This is a genomic window from Micromonospora sp. DT178, from assembly GCF_049841695.1.
GTDB lineage: Bacteria > Actinomycetota > Actinomycetes > Mycobacteriales > Micromonosporaceae > Micromonospora.
In genome coordinates this window covers 249,860-263,476 of record NZ_JBNCKV010000006.1, presented here as the reverse complement: position 1 = coordinate 263,476, position 13,617 = coordinate 249,860, and the positions used below count along the sequence as shown (strand labels likewise).

The following is a 13,617-nucleotide window of genomic DNA, read 5'->3' as shown; positions in this document are numbered from 1 at the left end:
CACCCGACCATCCCCGCCTCCGCCCCCCAGGTCATCGACGTGATCCTATCTCGTGGCGCGGTCGGCCGCCCGGTCCGGCGCCCGCCGCCGACGCCCGTCGATGGTGTGACCTACCTCAAGGTCGAACGGCCCTTTGCCTGGTGGCGGGCCTGCGAGCAGTGTTGACGTGTCGGTCACCACGGCGAAACGTGAACCGGCGAGCATCGTCCTCGGGCAGACTCGATGACGCGCCTGCCCCACCGTCACCAACGATCCTCCGCGGGGTGATCATGAGCACTGTCGAGCCGCACCAGCCCATCGGACTGACGACCGTCTCCCGTACCGTCGCGTCGCTCGCCGTCGGCGTGGTCCACACCCTGGAGCGCGCCGTGGTGGGCGAGGCACGGATGCGCACCGCGCGGGGCAACGCCTGGGAGGCGGTCTGCGCCGACCGGGCCCGGGCGGAGCAGCGGGCCGAGCTCGACCGCCTGGTGGCGGAGCTGGCGGCGGCCCGCGCCGCCGCCCGCGAGCGCCAGCCGGTCAGCTGACCGTCGGGTCCTCGCCCCGGTCCAGCGCGTCCCACGCCTCGGTGGTCTGCCGGCCGGTGACCCGGTCGCCCTCGCCCCGGCCGTTCCCACCCCGGGCGGCCGGCGCGGCGTCCCCCGCCGGCCGCCGCTCGTAGCGGGCGCCCATCGCCGGCCAGTGGCGCCCCCGCAGCGCCGTCAGCAGCCCGCCCGCCGTGGCGAGCACCCCGCCGAGCAGGCAGAGCGCCGGCCAGTGCCGGGCGACCTCGCCGTCGAACGCGGCGACCAGGCCGTAGCCGCCGCCGGCCGCCACGGCCGCGCCGAGCACGCACAGCAGCCCGCCCAGCAGCCGCCGCGCCCGCCCCCGGGTGGCGAGCACCGCCCCGCCGCCGGCCAGCCCGACCAGGGCCAGCGCCGGCAGCCAGGGCAGCAGGCCGGCGCCCGTGCGGGCGTCGCGTACCGGCGGCAGCGGGGTGGGCCGGGCGGTCAGCTCGACCGCCCAGGTGCGGGTCGACGCCCACAGCGCCAGGCCCGCGCCGGCCACGCAGAGCAGCACGGCGTACGTCAGCTCGCGCCGCTGCGCGCCCCGGCCCGCGTCGCTCGCCGGAGCGGTCCCCGGCTCGGCGGCCGTCACCGGGCGGGCCGGAGGGTCTCGGCGGCGGCGATGGCGGCGAGCACGGCGGCGGCCTTGTTCCGGGTCTCCTGGTCCTCGGCGGCCGGGTCGGAGTCGGCCACCACCCCCGCCCCGGCCTGCACGTACGCCCTGCCGTCGCGCATCAGCGCGGTGCGGATCGCGATCGCCATGTCCAGGTCGCCGCCGAAGCCGAAGTAGCCCACGGTGCCGCCGTAGATGCCGCGCCGGACCGGCTCCAGCTCCTCGATGATCTCCATGGCCCGCACCTTGGGCGCGCCGGAGAGAGTGCCGGCGGGGAAGGTCGCGGCCAGCGCGTCGAAGGCCGTACGGTCCTCGCGCAGCGTGCCGACCACGGTCGAGACGATGTGCATGACGTGGCTGTAGCGCTCGATGGTGGCGAACTCCGGCACCTCGACCGTGCCCGGGCGGCAGACCCGGCCCAGGTCGTTGCGGCCCAGGTCGACAAGCATCACGTGCTCGGCCCGCTCCTTCGGGTCGGCGAGCAGCTCCGCGGCGAGGCGGGCGTCGGCCTCGGGGGTGCCACCGCGCGGCCGGGTGCCGGCGATCGGGTGCAGCAACGCCCGCCGCCGCCCCTCGGCGTCGCTGGTCACCTTCAGGTGCGCCTCCGGCGAGGACCCGACGATGTCGAAGCCGTCGAAGCGCAGCAGGTACATGTATGGGCTGGGATTGGTCGTGCGCAGCACGCGGTAGACGTCCAGCGGGTCGGCGTGCGTGTCCCGCTCGAACCGCTGGGCCAGCACGATCTGGAAGCACTCGCCGGCCCGGATCGCCTCCTTGGCCGCCTCGACGGCCTTCGGGTAGCCGCCCTCGGGCGTACGGCTGCGCACCTCGCCCGCCGGGGGTCGCCCGACGGTCGAGACCATCGGCGGGATCGGCCGGGACAGCGCGGTGGTCATCGCGTCGAGCCGCCCGACGGCGTGGTGGTAGGCCGCCGTGACCTCAGCGTCGCGGTCCGGCTCGGACAGCGGCGGCAGGATCGCGTTGGCGACGAGGATCGCCGAGCCGTCGTAGTGGTCCAGCACCACCAGGTCGGTGGCGAGCATCATGCCCAGCTCGGGCACGCCCAGGTCGTCCTCGGTCAGCTCGGGCAGCCGCTCGAACCGCCGGATCAGCTCGTAACCCAGGTAGCCGACCATGCCGCCGGTGAGCGGGGGCATGCCGCTGGCCGCGTCCCACGCCGGGCCGGCGAGCGCCTCGACGGTCTCGCGCAGCACCCGGACCGGGTCGCCGGAGGTGGGCAGGCCCGCCGGTGGGCGCCCCGTCCACACCGCGGCGCCGTCCCGCTCGGTCAGCGTGGCGCTGCTGCGTACGCCGATGAACGAGTAGCGCGACCAGGCCAGGCCGGCCGAGCCGACGCCCTGCTCGGCGGACTCCAGCAGGAACGTCCCCGGGCCGCCGGCGAGCTTGCGGTAGACGCCGACGGGGGTCTCCGCGTCGGCGAGCAGCCGGCGGGTGACCGGCACGACCCGCCAGCGGGCGGCCAGCTCGGTGAAGGTGGCCGGGTCCGGGCTGACCGCGCCGTCGGTGCGGGACCGCCCGCCGTTCGCGGCGGCGGGACCGGGCGCGCTCACCGGGCACCCGCCCCGTCCCCGCCGACCGGCAGCTCGGTGAAGAAGCAGGTGCGGTGCCCCGTGTGGCAGGCCGCGCCGACCTGGTCGACGTCGACCAGCAGCGCGTCGCCGTCGCAGTCCAGCGCCACGGCGCGGACGTACTGGTGGTGCCCGGAGGTGGCGCCCTTGACCCAGTACTCCCGGCGGCTGCGCGACCAGTAGGTGGCCCGGCCGGTGGTCAGAGTGCGGTGCAGCGCCTCGTCGTCCATCCAGGCGACCATCAGCACCTCGCCGGAGTCGTGCTGGCGGACCACGGCGGCCACCAGGCCGTCTGGGGTGCGGCGCAGCCGGGCGGCGATGGCCGGGTCGAGCCGGGACGGACGGACCGCGCCGTCGGCCGCGGGCTCCTGCGGACTGGGGTGGGCGCCGGTCGCGGGCGCGTCAGGTACGGGCACAGTGACCCATTGTCCCGGACGCGGGGCGGGCACGGGTGACGGCTCCCGCCGGGGCCGCGGCGGCCGGTGGGCGGGCCGGGTCAGCTGGTCGACGTAGCGGTCCAGCCGGCCGTCGGTCAGGGCGTCGGCCAGGTCCGCGCCGGCGGCCCGCGCGACCTCGGCGGCGTACGGGCGGATCAGCGGCAGAACGCCGCCGACCAGGCGGGCCGCGGCGGCGCAGAGCTGGCCGGCGGAGCCGGGCCGCAGGCCGAGGCAGAGCAGCAGGTCCTCCCGGTAGTTCGGGGGCGCCACGGGCAGGTCGAGGGCGGCGGCGAAGGCCGCCCGCCGGGAGGTCACCCGGACCGTGGGGTTGGCCAGCCGCAGCACGGACGGGCAGAGCCGGGCCAGGTCGGCGGCGGCCAGCCGGACGCCCAGGTGGTCGTCGGCGTCCCGCGCGCCGGCCACCTTACCGAGCGTCGCGATCAGCTCCTCCAACTGCGGCTCACCGGCGGGATGGCAGAGCACCGGCAGGTCGATCCGGGGCCGCCAGTGCGGGTCCGCCCACAGCAGCCGGACCGGCGCCGTCACCGGCAGCCCGAACGCCCAGTCGGCGGGCTCGCCGAGGCGGCTCAGCCAGGAGCGGACGTCGCGGGCGGCCACCGAGACGTGGGTCAGCCGGCCCCCGTGCTCGGCCAGGAACGCCCGGCGGGCGGCGTACGGGGCGCCGGCGAGCAGCACGTCGACGTCGACGTCGCTGTGCGCGGTGGCGGCCCGCCGGGCGTGGCTGCCGCGCAGCATGATGCCGACCACGGGCTGCTCGGCGCCGGCCCGCAACCGGGCCGCCCATTCGCCGAGGAACCTCTCGTCCGGTGACGCAGCGTGACCCACGGCGCCATCGTGCCGTACGTCCGATCAGGGCGCAATGCCCTATGCCGCGCCTGATGCCCGTTGGCGGACCCGCTGTCCGGATCCGAAGGCTAATGCCCGACCAATCGCACGGTCGCCTCGGGGTACCGGGCCCCGGCGACCCCCGCCCGGCGGACATCTCCGTTAGGGTGGAGTTCAACGGATGATGAGTTTCCCCGGAGGCGCCGGTGGACGAGGCGATCGCCGTACGCGACCTGGTCGTCGAGCGGGGCGGGCGGCGGGTGCTGCACGGCCTCAGCACGCGCGTGCCGCGCGGTTCGGTCACCGGGCTGCTCGGCCCCAGCGGCAGCGGCAAGACCACGCTGCTGCGGGCGGTGGTCGGCGTGCAGGTGGTCGGCGCCGGCACGGTGACCGTGCTGGGGCGCCCCGCCGGTTCGCCGGAGCTGCGCCGCCGCGTCGGCTACCTCACCCAGGCGCCCAGCGTCTACGCCGACCTGACGGTGCGGGAGAACGCGCGCTACTTCGCCGCCCTGCACGGCCGGGGGCGGGCCGACGCCGACCGGGCGGTCGCCGAGGTCGGGCTCGGGTCCGCCGCCGGCCAGCTGGTCGGCACCCTCTCCGGCGGGCAGCGCAGCCGGGCGTCGCTGGCCTGCGCCCTGGTGGGGGAACCGGAACTGCTCGTCCTCGACGAACCCACCGTCGGTCAGGACCCGGTGCTGCGGGCCGACCTGTGGGCCCGGTTCCACGCCATGGCCGCCGCCGGCACCACCCTGCTGGTCTCCAGCCACGTCATGGACGAGGCGGCCCGCTGCGACCGGCTGCTGCTGATCCGCGAGGGGCGGCTGATCGCCGACGACACCCCCGACGCGGTCCGCGCCGCCGCCGGCATCGACGACCTGGACGAGGCGTTCCTGCGGTTGATCAGGGCGGGCGCCGCCGGACGGGAGGCGACGTGAACCCCCGGATCCTGGCCGCCACCACCGGCCGCATCCTGCGCCAGCTGCGGCACGACCGGCGCACCGTGGCGCTGCTGCTGGTGGTCCCGTCGGCGCTGCTCGCCCTGGTCCACTCCATGTACGTCGACCAGCCGTCGACGTTCGACCGGGTCGCCCTGGTGATGCTCGGCTTCTTCCCCTTCGTGGTCATGTTCCTGGTGACCAGCATCGCGATGCTGCGCGAGCGCACCACGGGCACGCTGGAGCGGCTGCTCACCACCCCGCTGGGCAAGCTCGACCTGCTCTTCGGCTACGGCATCGCGTTCGGGCTGGCCGCGGTGGTCCAGGCGGTCGTCGCGTCCGTGGTCGCGTACGGGGTCTTCGGGCTGGACACCGCCGGCCACAGCGGGCTGGTGGTCCTGGTCGCCGCGCTGAACGCGGTGCTCGCCGTCGCGCTCGGGCTGTTCTGCAGCGCCTTCGCCCGCACCGAGTTCCAGGCCGTGCAGTTCATGCCGGTCGTGGTGGTGCCCCAGCTGCTGCTCTGCGGGCTCTTCGTGCCCCGGGGCGAGATGGCGGGCTGGTTGCAGGCGGTCAGCGACGCGCTGCCCCTGTCGTACGCCGTCGAGGCCCTCCAGGAGGTCGGCGCCCACGCCGAGCCGACCGGCACGATGTGGCGGGACGTGGCGGTGGTCGCCGGCGCGGCGGCGCTGGCGCTGGTGCTCGCCGCGGCCACCCTCCGGCGGCGCAGCGGCTGAGCGGAGGGCGACGATGGCGCGGCGGACCGGACGACGACCCGGCAACCCGGACACCCGGCAGGCCATCCTCGACGCGGCCCGCGCCGCCTTCGCCGAGCGGGGCTTCGACGGGGCCTCGATCCGGGCCGTCGCCGCCGCCGCGCGGGTGGACCCGGCGCTGGTGCACCACTACTTCGGCAGCAAGGACCGGCTCTTCCTGGCCGCGATGCACGCGCCGGTCGACCCGGCCGAGCTGCTGCCGAGCGTGCTCGCGGGCGACCGCGCGGGGCTCGGGGAGCGGCTGGTGCGCACCTTCCTCGGCGTCTGGGACTCCCCGGCCGGCACCGCCGGCGTGGCCCTGCTGCGCTCGGCGGTGAGCAACGAGTGGACCGCCCGGCTGCTGCGGGAGTTCCTGGTCACCCAGGTGCTGCGCAGGGTCCTCGACCAGCTCGACGCCGACCCGGCCGAGCTGCCGCTGCGCGGCTCGCTGGTGGCCAGCCAGCTGATCGGGCTGGCCATGATGCGGCACGTGGTCCGGCTGGAACCGGTCGCCTCGGCCGCCCCGGAGACGCTCGTCGCGGCGGTCGGCCCCACCGTGCAGCGCTACCTGACCGGCGACCTCGCCGAGGTCTTCGCCGGCTGACCGGACGGCCGGGGCGGCGGCACCGGTCAGGCGTGGTCGGCGTGCCGGGACGACGAGGCGTGGCGGCAGACCAGCGGATGCAGGAGCCGGGTCAGCTCCGCCTGGCAGTCCAGCGGACGCGGGAACGCCAGCCGCACGCGCCGGCGGGCACCGGGTCGGCCGTGGGCGACCAGCAGGCCGTACCGGTCGATCCGGACCACCCGGGGGGCGGTGTCGGGGGCGCCGTCGGCGAGGCCGAGCTGGCGGCGCAGGTACGCGGCCACCTCGGCGGCGTGGTGGTCGGCGAGGTCGGCCAGGAGTTCGGCCTCGACGGCGTGCAGCGGGTCGGGCTCCGCCTCGGCGTACGCCTCGGGGTCGATGCGGCAGACGGTGTCGCCGCGTTCCCAGCGGGCCTCGACCACCTCGAAGCGGTGCAGCCGGAACCGGGTGCCGACGTCGAGCAGGTCGCCGGCCGGCTCCACGGCCGCGAAGTCCAGCGCGGCGCGGCGCTCCTCCTCCCCGTCCAGCCGGGCCGCCCAGCCGGAGACCCAGGCCCGGCCGAGGCTCGGCGCCCCGGCGGCGGGCGGCAGGTCCAGCACGTCCAGCACCAGCGCGACCTCGCAGTCGCCGTCGGCGGGGCGCAGCGCGGCGGCGAGGTCGCTGACGACCGGCACCAGCAGCAGCACCCGGCCGTCCGGGTCGGTCACGTGCCGGACCTGGTGCGGGCCGGGCCGGTGCGCGACGTGGGCGATGCCGGGCAGCCGGCCCGCGACGAGGGTGCGGACGATCTCCGCCGGGCTGGGCCGCATGAACGACTCCTTCGTAGGTTAGCCTTACCTAACTCGGAGACTAGAGCACCGGATCGGAGACGTCCAGCGTGAACCAACCCAGGCCCAAGGCCCGCCTCTCCCGCGCCCTCGGCATCCCCCTGACTCGCAAGTGCGTGCGGTACTTCGAGCGGCGCCCCTTCCCGCCCGGAGTGCACGGCCGGCAGCGCCGCAAGACCTCCGACTACCAGGTGCGGCTGCTCGAGAAGCAGCGCCTGCGTCACCAGTACAACGTCAGCGAGACCCAGCTCCGGCGCGTCTTCGACGAGGCCGCCCGCAGCGCCGGCAAGACGGGCGAGAGCCTGGTCGCGCTGCTGGAGCGACGGCTCGACGCGGTGGTGCACCGGGCCGGCCTGGCCCGCAGCATCTACCAGGCCCGGCAGCTCGTCGCGCACGGCCACTTCACCGTCGACGGACGCAAGGTCGACCGGCCGTCGTACCGGCTGCGTCCGGGCCAGGTGGTGGCCGTCCGCGAACGCAGCCGCACATCCGTGCCGTTCCAGCTCGCCGCCGCGGGCGCCAACGCCACCGAGGGACCCGGCCAGCCGTACCTGTCGGTGGAGCTGGGCGAGCTGCGGACCACGTTGCTGCGCGAGCCCGCCCGGCACGAGGTGCCGGTGATCTGCGACGAGCAACTGGTGGTGGAGTTCTACTCCCGCTGACCACCACCGCGCGGCCCGGCGCGCAGCCGGGCCGCGCGCCGGGCCGGGCCGGCCGAAACGGGTCGGCGCGTCCGCACGGCGGGCCGGGTCAGCGGGTCTGCTCCAGCCAGGAGGCGTAGAGCAGGCCGTAGACCGACTCCGGGTCGCGGACCAGCTCGTCGTGCGGACCGCGCTGCACGATCCGGCCCTTGTCCACCACGATCACCTCGTCGGCGGCCTGTGCCGTGGAGAGCCGGTGCGCGATCGCGAGGGTGGTGCGCCCCCGGGTGACCGCGTCCAGGGTGCGTTGCAGCCGCACCTCCGTGGCCGGGTCGACCGCGCTCGTCGCCTCGTCCAGCACCAGCAGGTCCGGGTCGGCCACGTACGCGCGGGCCAGCGCGACCAGCTGCCGCTCCCCCACGCTCAGCGCCTCGCCGCGCTCCCCCACCGGCGTGTGCAGCCCCGACGGCAGCCCGTCCAGCCAGTCCGCCAGCCCCAGCTCGGTGAAGGCCGCCCCGAGCTGCTCGTCGGTCAGCTCCGGGCGGGCGAAGCGGACGTTCTCCGCCACCGTGGCGTCGAAGAGGAAGCCGTCCTGCGGGACCATCACCACCCGCGAGCGCAGCGAGGCGAATCGGACCCGGTCCAGCGGCACGCCGGAGAGCAGCACCTGGCCGGCCGTCGGGTCCATCAGGCGGGTGAGCAGCTTGGCGAAGGTGGTCTTGCCGCTGCCGGTCTCCCCGACCACCGCCACCCGGCTCTTCGCCGGAATCTCCAGGCTGACGTCGTGCAGCACGGGCGGCCCCCCCGGGTACGCGAAGCGCACCCCCGCGAAGCGGATGTCCAGCGGGCCGGACGGCAGCTCGCGCCCCTGCTCGCCCGGGTCGGCGACGTCCGGCTCGACGTCCAGCACGTCCAGCACCCGGCGCCAGCCCGCGATGGCGTTCTGCGCCTCGTTGAGCACCTCGGTGGCGATCTGCACCGGCTGGATGAAGAGCGTGACCAGGAAGAGGAAGGCGGTCACCTCGCCGATGCTCAGGGTGCGGTCGGCGCCGAGGGTCACCCCGAGCACCACCACACCGGCCAGCGCCAGGCCGGCCGCCAGCTCCCCGACCGAGCTGCCCATGATGCTGATCCTGATCGCCCGCTGCTGGGCCCGGCGCTGCCCGTCGATCGCCTCGTCGAGCCGGCGGGCCGTCCGGCCGGCGATCCCGTAGGCCCGGATCACCGGCGCGCCGACCACGCTCTCCCCGATCGCGCCGAGCAGCGTCCCCGTGCGCTGCCGGACCACCCCGTACGCCCCGGCGAGGCGGCGCTGCAGCCGCCGGATCACGAACACGGCGGGCAGGAAGGCGGCGAACACCACCAGGGTCAGCTGCCAGGAGTACGCGAACATGACAAGCGTGGTGACCGCCAGCTGGCCAAGGTTGATCACCAGGATCACGCCGCCCCACTGGAGGAACTGGGTGATCTGGTCGACGTCGCTGGTCACCCGGGAGACCAACGAACCGCGCCGCTCCGACTGCTGGTGCAGCATCGACAGGTCGTGCACGTGCCGGAACGCCCGGATCCGCACGTTGGCCAGCGCGGTCTCGCTGACCGTGAAGAGCCGGCGCATCATCAGGTAGCCGCAGAGCGTGGTCACCATCAGCACCGCGGCGGTGGCGGCCACCACCTTCCAGATCACGCCCAGGTCCAGGCCGCCCACGATGCCGTTGTCGATGCCCTGCTGCACGGCCACCGGAACGGCCGCCCGGCCGACCATGTAGACCAGGGCCAGGCCGAGCGTGCCGGCCAGGCCGACCCGCAGCTCCGGGGAGAGCGCCAGACCCCGGCGCAGCGTCTGCCACGTCGTCTCGGGCGCCTCGGGCGTCTCAGGCGCCTCGGCGCTCCCGGTCTTCCGCGCCGTGTCCGTGGTGGTGGTCACCGGATCCCTCTTTCGTTCGCGACTGCGGGGCTCCGCTGCGCTGCACTCCTCGCGCTCACCGGGCCCGCCTTCCGTTCGCGACTGCGGGGCTCCGCTGCGCTGCACTCCTCGCGCTCACCGGTCCACCTCGATTTCCAGGCCCGACGGCAGCGGGGCGACCTCGTCGTACGTCTCGTCCTTGGTGTGGTCGACCTCGGCCTGCTCGTAGGCGGTGACCAGGTCGGCGTAGCCCGGCACCGTGGCCAGCAGCTCGGCGTGCGGGCCGCGGGCGAGCACCCGGCCCTGTTCCAGGTAGACCACCTCGTCGGCCAACGCGATGGTGGCCCGCCGGTAGGCGACCACCAGGATCGACGCGGCCGGCGCCCCGGCCTGCCCCGCCGAGGAGCGCAGCCCGGCCAGGATGGCCGCCTCCACCCGCGGGTCGACGGCGCTGGTCGCGTCGTCGAGCACCAGCAGGCGTGGCCGGCCGGCGAGCGCGCGGGCCAGGGTGAGCCGCTGCCGCTGGCCGCCGGAGAGCGAGGTGCCCCGCTCGCCGACCCTCGTGTCGAGACCGTCGGGCAGGGCCGCGACGAAGCCGTCCGCCTCGGCCAGCCGCAGCGCGGCCCAGACGTCGTCGTCGCCGATGCCCGGCCGGTCCAGCGTGATGTTGGCGCGCACCGTGTCGTCGAAGACGAACGGCACCTGGGCGACCAGCGCGGCGGTGCCCGCCAGCGAGGCGGCGGTGAGCCGGCGGACGTCCACCCCGTCCACGCACACCGTGCCGGCCAGCGGGTCGACCAGCCGCACGGCCAGCGAGGCGATCGTCGACTTGCCGGAGCCGGTCGGCCCGACCAGGGCCACGGTCTTCCCGGCGGGCACGGTGAAGGAGACGTCGCCGAGCACCTCCGTGCCGGGCAGGTGCGCCTCGGCCGGCTCGTAGCCGAACCGCACGCCGTCGAACGCGAGGGTGGCGGGGCGGGGGTCCGTCACGTCGAGCGTCGTGTCGCCGTACGCCATCTCGCCGGTCGCGTCGAGCACCCGGCGGACCCGGTCCCAGCCGGCGACGCTGCGCGGCAGCTCGGCCAGCACCCAACCGATGGCCCGTACCGGAAACGCCAGCACCGTGAAGAGGAAGGCCACGCTGATCAGCTCGGCGACGCTGATCGCGCCCTGCCGCAGCCGGATCGCGCCGACCACCAGCACGGCGAGGGTGCCGAGGCTGGGCAGGGTCTCCAGCATCGGGTCGAAGACGCCGCGCAGCCGCCCGACCGCCACCAGCGAGTCGCGTAGCTCGCCCGCGCGGGCGGCGAACCGGTCGGTCTCCTGCGCCTCCCGGCCCATCGTCTTGACGACCAGGGCGCCGTCGAAGCTCTCGTGCGCGATGCCGCTGACCTCGGCGCGCAGCCGCTGGGCCCGGGCCTGGCGGGGAGCCATCCGGCGGGAGTAGGCGACGTTGAGCGCGAAGAGCGCCGGGAAGACCGCGACGCCGACCAGGGCCAGCGCCCAGTCGGTGGCGAAGAGCGACCCCACCGCGCCGACCAGCATCACCAGGGTGCCGACCGCGAACGGCAGCGGGGCGATGGGATACCAGGCGGCCTCGACGTCGGAGTTGGCGTTGGACAGCAGCGTGCCGGTGGCGTTGCGGTGGTGCCAGGACAGCGGCAGCTCCAGGTAGCGGCGGGTGACCCAGCGCCGGTAGGCGGCCTGGAGGCGGTACTGCATGTAGCCCGCGCCGAGCCGGCGGCCGAAGATGCCGGCCACCCGCAGCACGCTGATGCCGAACAGGGCGACGGCCGCCAGGGCCAGCCCGCCGACCCCGACCGCGCCGCGCTCGATCGCCGGCACCACCACGTCGCCGACCACGGCGCCCACCACGTACGCGCTGGCCACCGTCATGGCGCCGAAGAGCACGCTGCCGCTCACCGCGACCGCGAAGATGCGCGGCTCCTCCCGGATCGCCCGCCCGAGGACGGCCAGCCCCCGCACCAGCACGTCCCGACTTGTCCTGCTCGCCACGCTCTCCCCCGCCGTAAGCCGTACTTATCTTCCTCATCCTTACCGGTCCGGGCCAGCTCCGCCGCCCCGGTCCGCTATGTCCACCGTCACGGCCGCCTGCCCGCTCGACGCGCCGAGCGGGCCGTACGCGCCTACGATCGGTGCATGCCGCGGTACGCCCGATCGGAGCGCGAGGCGCTCGCCGACCTGATGCAGACGCTGGGACCGGACGCGCCGACGGTCAACGAGGGGTGGAGCACCCGCGACCTCGCCGCCCACCTGGTGCTGCGCGAACGCCGGCCCGACGCCGCCGGCGGCATCCTGCTCCCGCCGCTGCGCGGCTACTCCGAACGGGTGCGCCTGCGCGTCGCCGCGCGCCCCTGGCCACGCCTTATCGATCAGGTGCGCCGGCCGCCGGTGTGGAGTCCGGTCAGCAACCCGCTCACCGACGAGCTGGCCAACACCCTGGAGTTCTTCATCCACCACGAGGACGTGCGGCGCGCCCGCCCGGGCTGGCTCCCCCGCGACCTGGCGGCGGGGCTGAACGCGGCACTCTGGAAGCGGTGCGCCGGGCTGGCCCGGCTGGCGCTGCGCCGGTTCCCGGCGGACGTCTTCGTCCAGGCGCCCGGCTACGGGGAGCTCTCCGTCGGCCGGGGCGGCGAACCCGTGCGGGTGGTGGGCGCGCCGGGCGAACTGGCCCTGTTCCTCAGCGGCCGGCAGCGGGTGTCCCGGGTGCAGATCGACGGGCCGGCGGCACCGGCCGAGCGACTCCGGGGCGCCAACCTGGGCATGTGACGCGCTGCGCATAAACGGTCACAGCGCCATTCGGAAAAGCGGTTACCCAACGACCGCGACCGATTTCTGCTCCCGTACGCTGTCCCGCGCCGTCCCGCCGTGGGGCGGCGCGACAGGGGGCACCATGCGGACCTTCGCGGTCTCGGCGCTACGGGAACCCCCCTTTCCCGCGCGCCAGCACGACGCCACCCCACGGGTGGCGCGGGAGAGCACCGAGTGGGCGCTCAGCCATGGGCTGATCGCTAACGGGCACCGGCTGCACCGGCTGCGCCGGGCCGACGCCGCCGGGCTGGCCGGGCGGGCCTGCCCGGAGGGCCCGGTGGACGGGCTGCGACTGCTCACCGACCTGATCTCCTGGCTGTTCGTGATGGACGACGCCTGCGACGAGGACGGCCTCGGCGACTCCCCCACCCGGCTGGCGCCGACAGTCGCCGCCCTGCTGGACGTCCTGGACGGCCACGGGGAACGGACCGACGCGCCGGCGACCGCGGCCGGGCCGCTCGGCGAGGCGCTGGGCGACCTGTGCCGGCGGGCCCACGCCGCCGGCGGGCCCGTGGCGCTGCTGCGCTTCGTCGGCGAGGTGCGGGAGTACCTGCTGGCGCTGCTCTGGGAGGCGGCGAACCGGGAGCACGGGCGGGCGCCGGGGCTGGCCGAGTACGTCCAGATGCGCCGGCACACCGGAGGGGTCCACCCGAGTTTCACCCTCACCGAGCTGGCCGCCGGGGCGCTGCCGGGGGCGACCCACCGCACCGAACCGTCGCTGGTCGCCCTCGACCTGCTCGCCGCCGACCTGATCTGCTGGTGCAACGACGTCTTCTCGTACGGCAAGGAGCACCTCGGCCAGCCGGACGCGCACAACCTGGTCGCGGTGATCGCCGCCGGGCGGACGGACGGCGACGAGTCGTCGGCCCTGCGGGCGGCGGCCGACCGGTTCAACGAGGGCCTGACGGCGTACCTGGCGACGGAGGCGGCGCTGCTCGCCACCGGCGACGACGACCTGCGGCCGGCCCTCATCGCGCGGCGCAACTGGATCCGCGCCACCTACGACTGGTCGCTGGGGGCGGCCCGGTACGCCTGAACCGGGGTTCCATCTTCCGAGACGTGGCCCAGCCGTGATCCACAGGGCTAGCCGATGCCCGGGCGCAGGCAATACCCT

General features: G+C 75.6%; 13 protein-coding genes and 1 pseudogene. 7 read left to right on the top strand and 7 right to left on the bottom strand.

The window, feature by feature from the left end; all coding sequences use genetic code 11:
* Positions 1-269: 269 nt before the first annotated feature.
* Complete coding sequence (locus tag ACLQ22_RS14185) at positions 270-527, top strand: hypothetical protein (protein WP_101415126.1); 258 nt, start codon at positions 270-272, stop codon at positions 525-527.
* On the opposite strand, the gene ACLQ22_RS14180 is transcribed toward ACLQ22_RS14185, so the two are convergent.
* The 4 genes and pseudogenes from ACLQ22_RS14180 to ACLQ22_RS14165 all read right to left on the bottom strand — a co-directional run.
* The gene (locus ACLQ22_RS14180; protein WP_425692657.1) at positions 520-1,137 is read right to left on the bottom strand and encodes a Trp biosynthesis-associated membrane protein; all 618 of its coding nucleotides are present in this window, start codon (positions 1,135-1,137) and stop codon (positions 520-522) included. The genes ACLQ22_RS14185 and ACLQ22_RS14180 overlap by 8 nt on opposite strands.
* Positions 1,134-2,729, bottom strand: a complete 1,596-nt coding sequence (locus tag ACLQ22_RS14175) for an anthranilate synthase component I (protein ID WP_425692656.1) — start codon at positions 2,727-2,729, stop codon at positions 1,134-1,136. The genes ACLQ22_RS14180 and ACLQ22_RS14175 overlap by 4 nt, the downstream gene beginning before the upstream one ends.
* The gene (hisI, locus tag ACLQ22_RS14170; RefSeq protein ID WP_121400925.1) at positions 2,726-3,163 is read right to left on the bottom strand and encodes a phosphoribosyl-AMP cyclohydrolase; all 438 of its coding nucleotides are present in this window, start codon (positions 3,161-3,163) and stop codon (positions 2,726-2,728) included. Before hisI ends, ACLQ22_RS14175 begins: the two co-directional genes overlap by 4 nt.
* 180 nt (positions 3,164-3,343) lie before the next feature.
* Positions 3,344-3,940: pseudogene (locus tag ACLQ22_RS14165) on the bottom strand (phosphoribosyl-AMP cyclohydrolase); the annotation flags it as partial.
* A 296-nt stretch (positions 3,941-4,236) separates the two neighbouring features.
* On the opposite strand from ACLQ22_RS14165, the gene ACLQ22_RS14160 reads away from it, so the two are divergent.
* Genes ACLQ22_RS14160 through ACLQ22_RS14150 form a run of 3 tightly spaced genes read left to right on the top strand, consistent with a single transcriptional unit; the run spans position 4,237 to position 6,321 of the window.
* Positions 4,237-4,965, top strand: a complete 729-nt coding sequence (locus tag ACLQ22_RS14160) for an ABC transporter ATP-binding protein (RefSeq protein WP_425692655.1) — start codon at positions 4,237-4,239, stop codon at positions 4,963-4,965.
* The gene (locus ACLQ22_RS14155) at positions 4,962-5,699 is read left to right on the top strand and encodes an ABC transporter permease (RefSeq protein WP_425692654.1); all 738 of its coding nucleotides are present in this window, start codon (positions 4,962-4,964) and stop codon (positions 5,697-5,699) included. Before ACLQ22_RS14160 ends, ACLQ22_RS14155 begins: the two co-directional genes overlap by 4 nt.
* A gap of 13 nt (positions 5,700-5,712) precedes the next feature.
* The gene (locus tag ACLQ22_RS14150; RefSeq protein ID WP_425692653.1) at positions 5,713-6,321 is read left to right on the top strand and encodes a TetR family transcriptional regulator; all 609 of its coding nucleotides are present in this window, start codon (positions 5,713-5,715) and stop codon (positions 6,319-6,321) included.
* 26 nt (positions 6,322-6,347) lie between these two features.
* On the opposite strand, the gene ACLQ22_RS14145 is transcribed toward ACLQ22_RS14150, so the two are convergent.
* Positions 6,348-7,109 (bottom strand): DUF2470 domain-containing protein, encoded by a 762-nt coding sequence (locus ACLQ22_RS14145; protein WP_425692652.1) that lies wholly within the window; start codon positions 7,107-7,109, stop codon positions 6,348-6,350.
* Between the two features lie 68 nt (positions 7,110-7,177).
* On the opposite strand from ACLQ22_RS14145, the gene rpsD reads away from it, so the two are divergent.
* A complete protein-coding gene (gene rpsD, locus ACLQ22_RS14140; RefSeq protein WP_425692651.1) occupies positions 7,178-7,789 on the top strand; it encodes a 30S ribosomal protein S4 in 612 nt (203 codons plus the stop codon).
* An 88-nt stretch (positions 7,790-7,877) separates the two neighbouring features.
* On the opposite strand, the gene ACLQ22_RS14135 is transcribed toward rpsD, so the two are convergent.
* Entirely contained in the window at positions 7,878-9,605 is a 1,728-nt protein-coding gene (locus ACLQ22_RS14135; RefSeq protein ID WP_425692778.1) for an ABC transporter ATP-binding protein, read from the bottom strand.
* 201 nt (positions 9,606-9,806) lie between these two features.
* The gene (locus ACLQ22_RS14130; RefSeq protein ID WP_425692650.1) at positions 9,807-11,687 is read right to left on the bottom strand and encodes an ABC transporter ATP-binding protein; all 1,881 of its coding nucleotides are present in this window, start codon (positions 11,685-11,687) and stop codon (positions 9,807-9,809) included.
* 144 nt (positions 11,688-11,831) lie between these two features.
* On the opposite strand from ACLQ22_RS14130, the gene ACLQ22_RS14125 reads away from it, so the two are divergent.
* A complete protein-coding gene (locus tag ACLQ22_RS14125) occupies positions 11,832-12,461 on the top strand; it encodes a TIGR03085 family metal-binding protein (protein ID WP_425692649.1) in 630 nt (209 codons plus the stop codon).
* 124 nt (positions 12,462-12,585) lie between these two features.
* Complete coding sequence (locus tag ACLQ22_RS14120; RefSeq protein ID WP_425692648.1) at positions 12,586-13,539, top strand: terpene synthase family protein; 954 nt, start codon at positions 12,586-12,588, stop codon at positions 13,537-13,539.
* Positions 13,540-13,617: the final 78 nt, after the last annotated feature.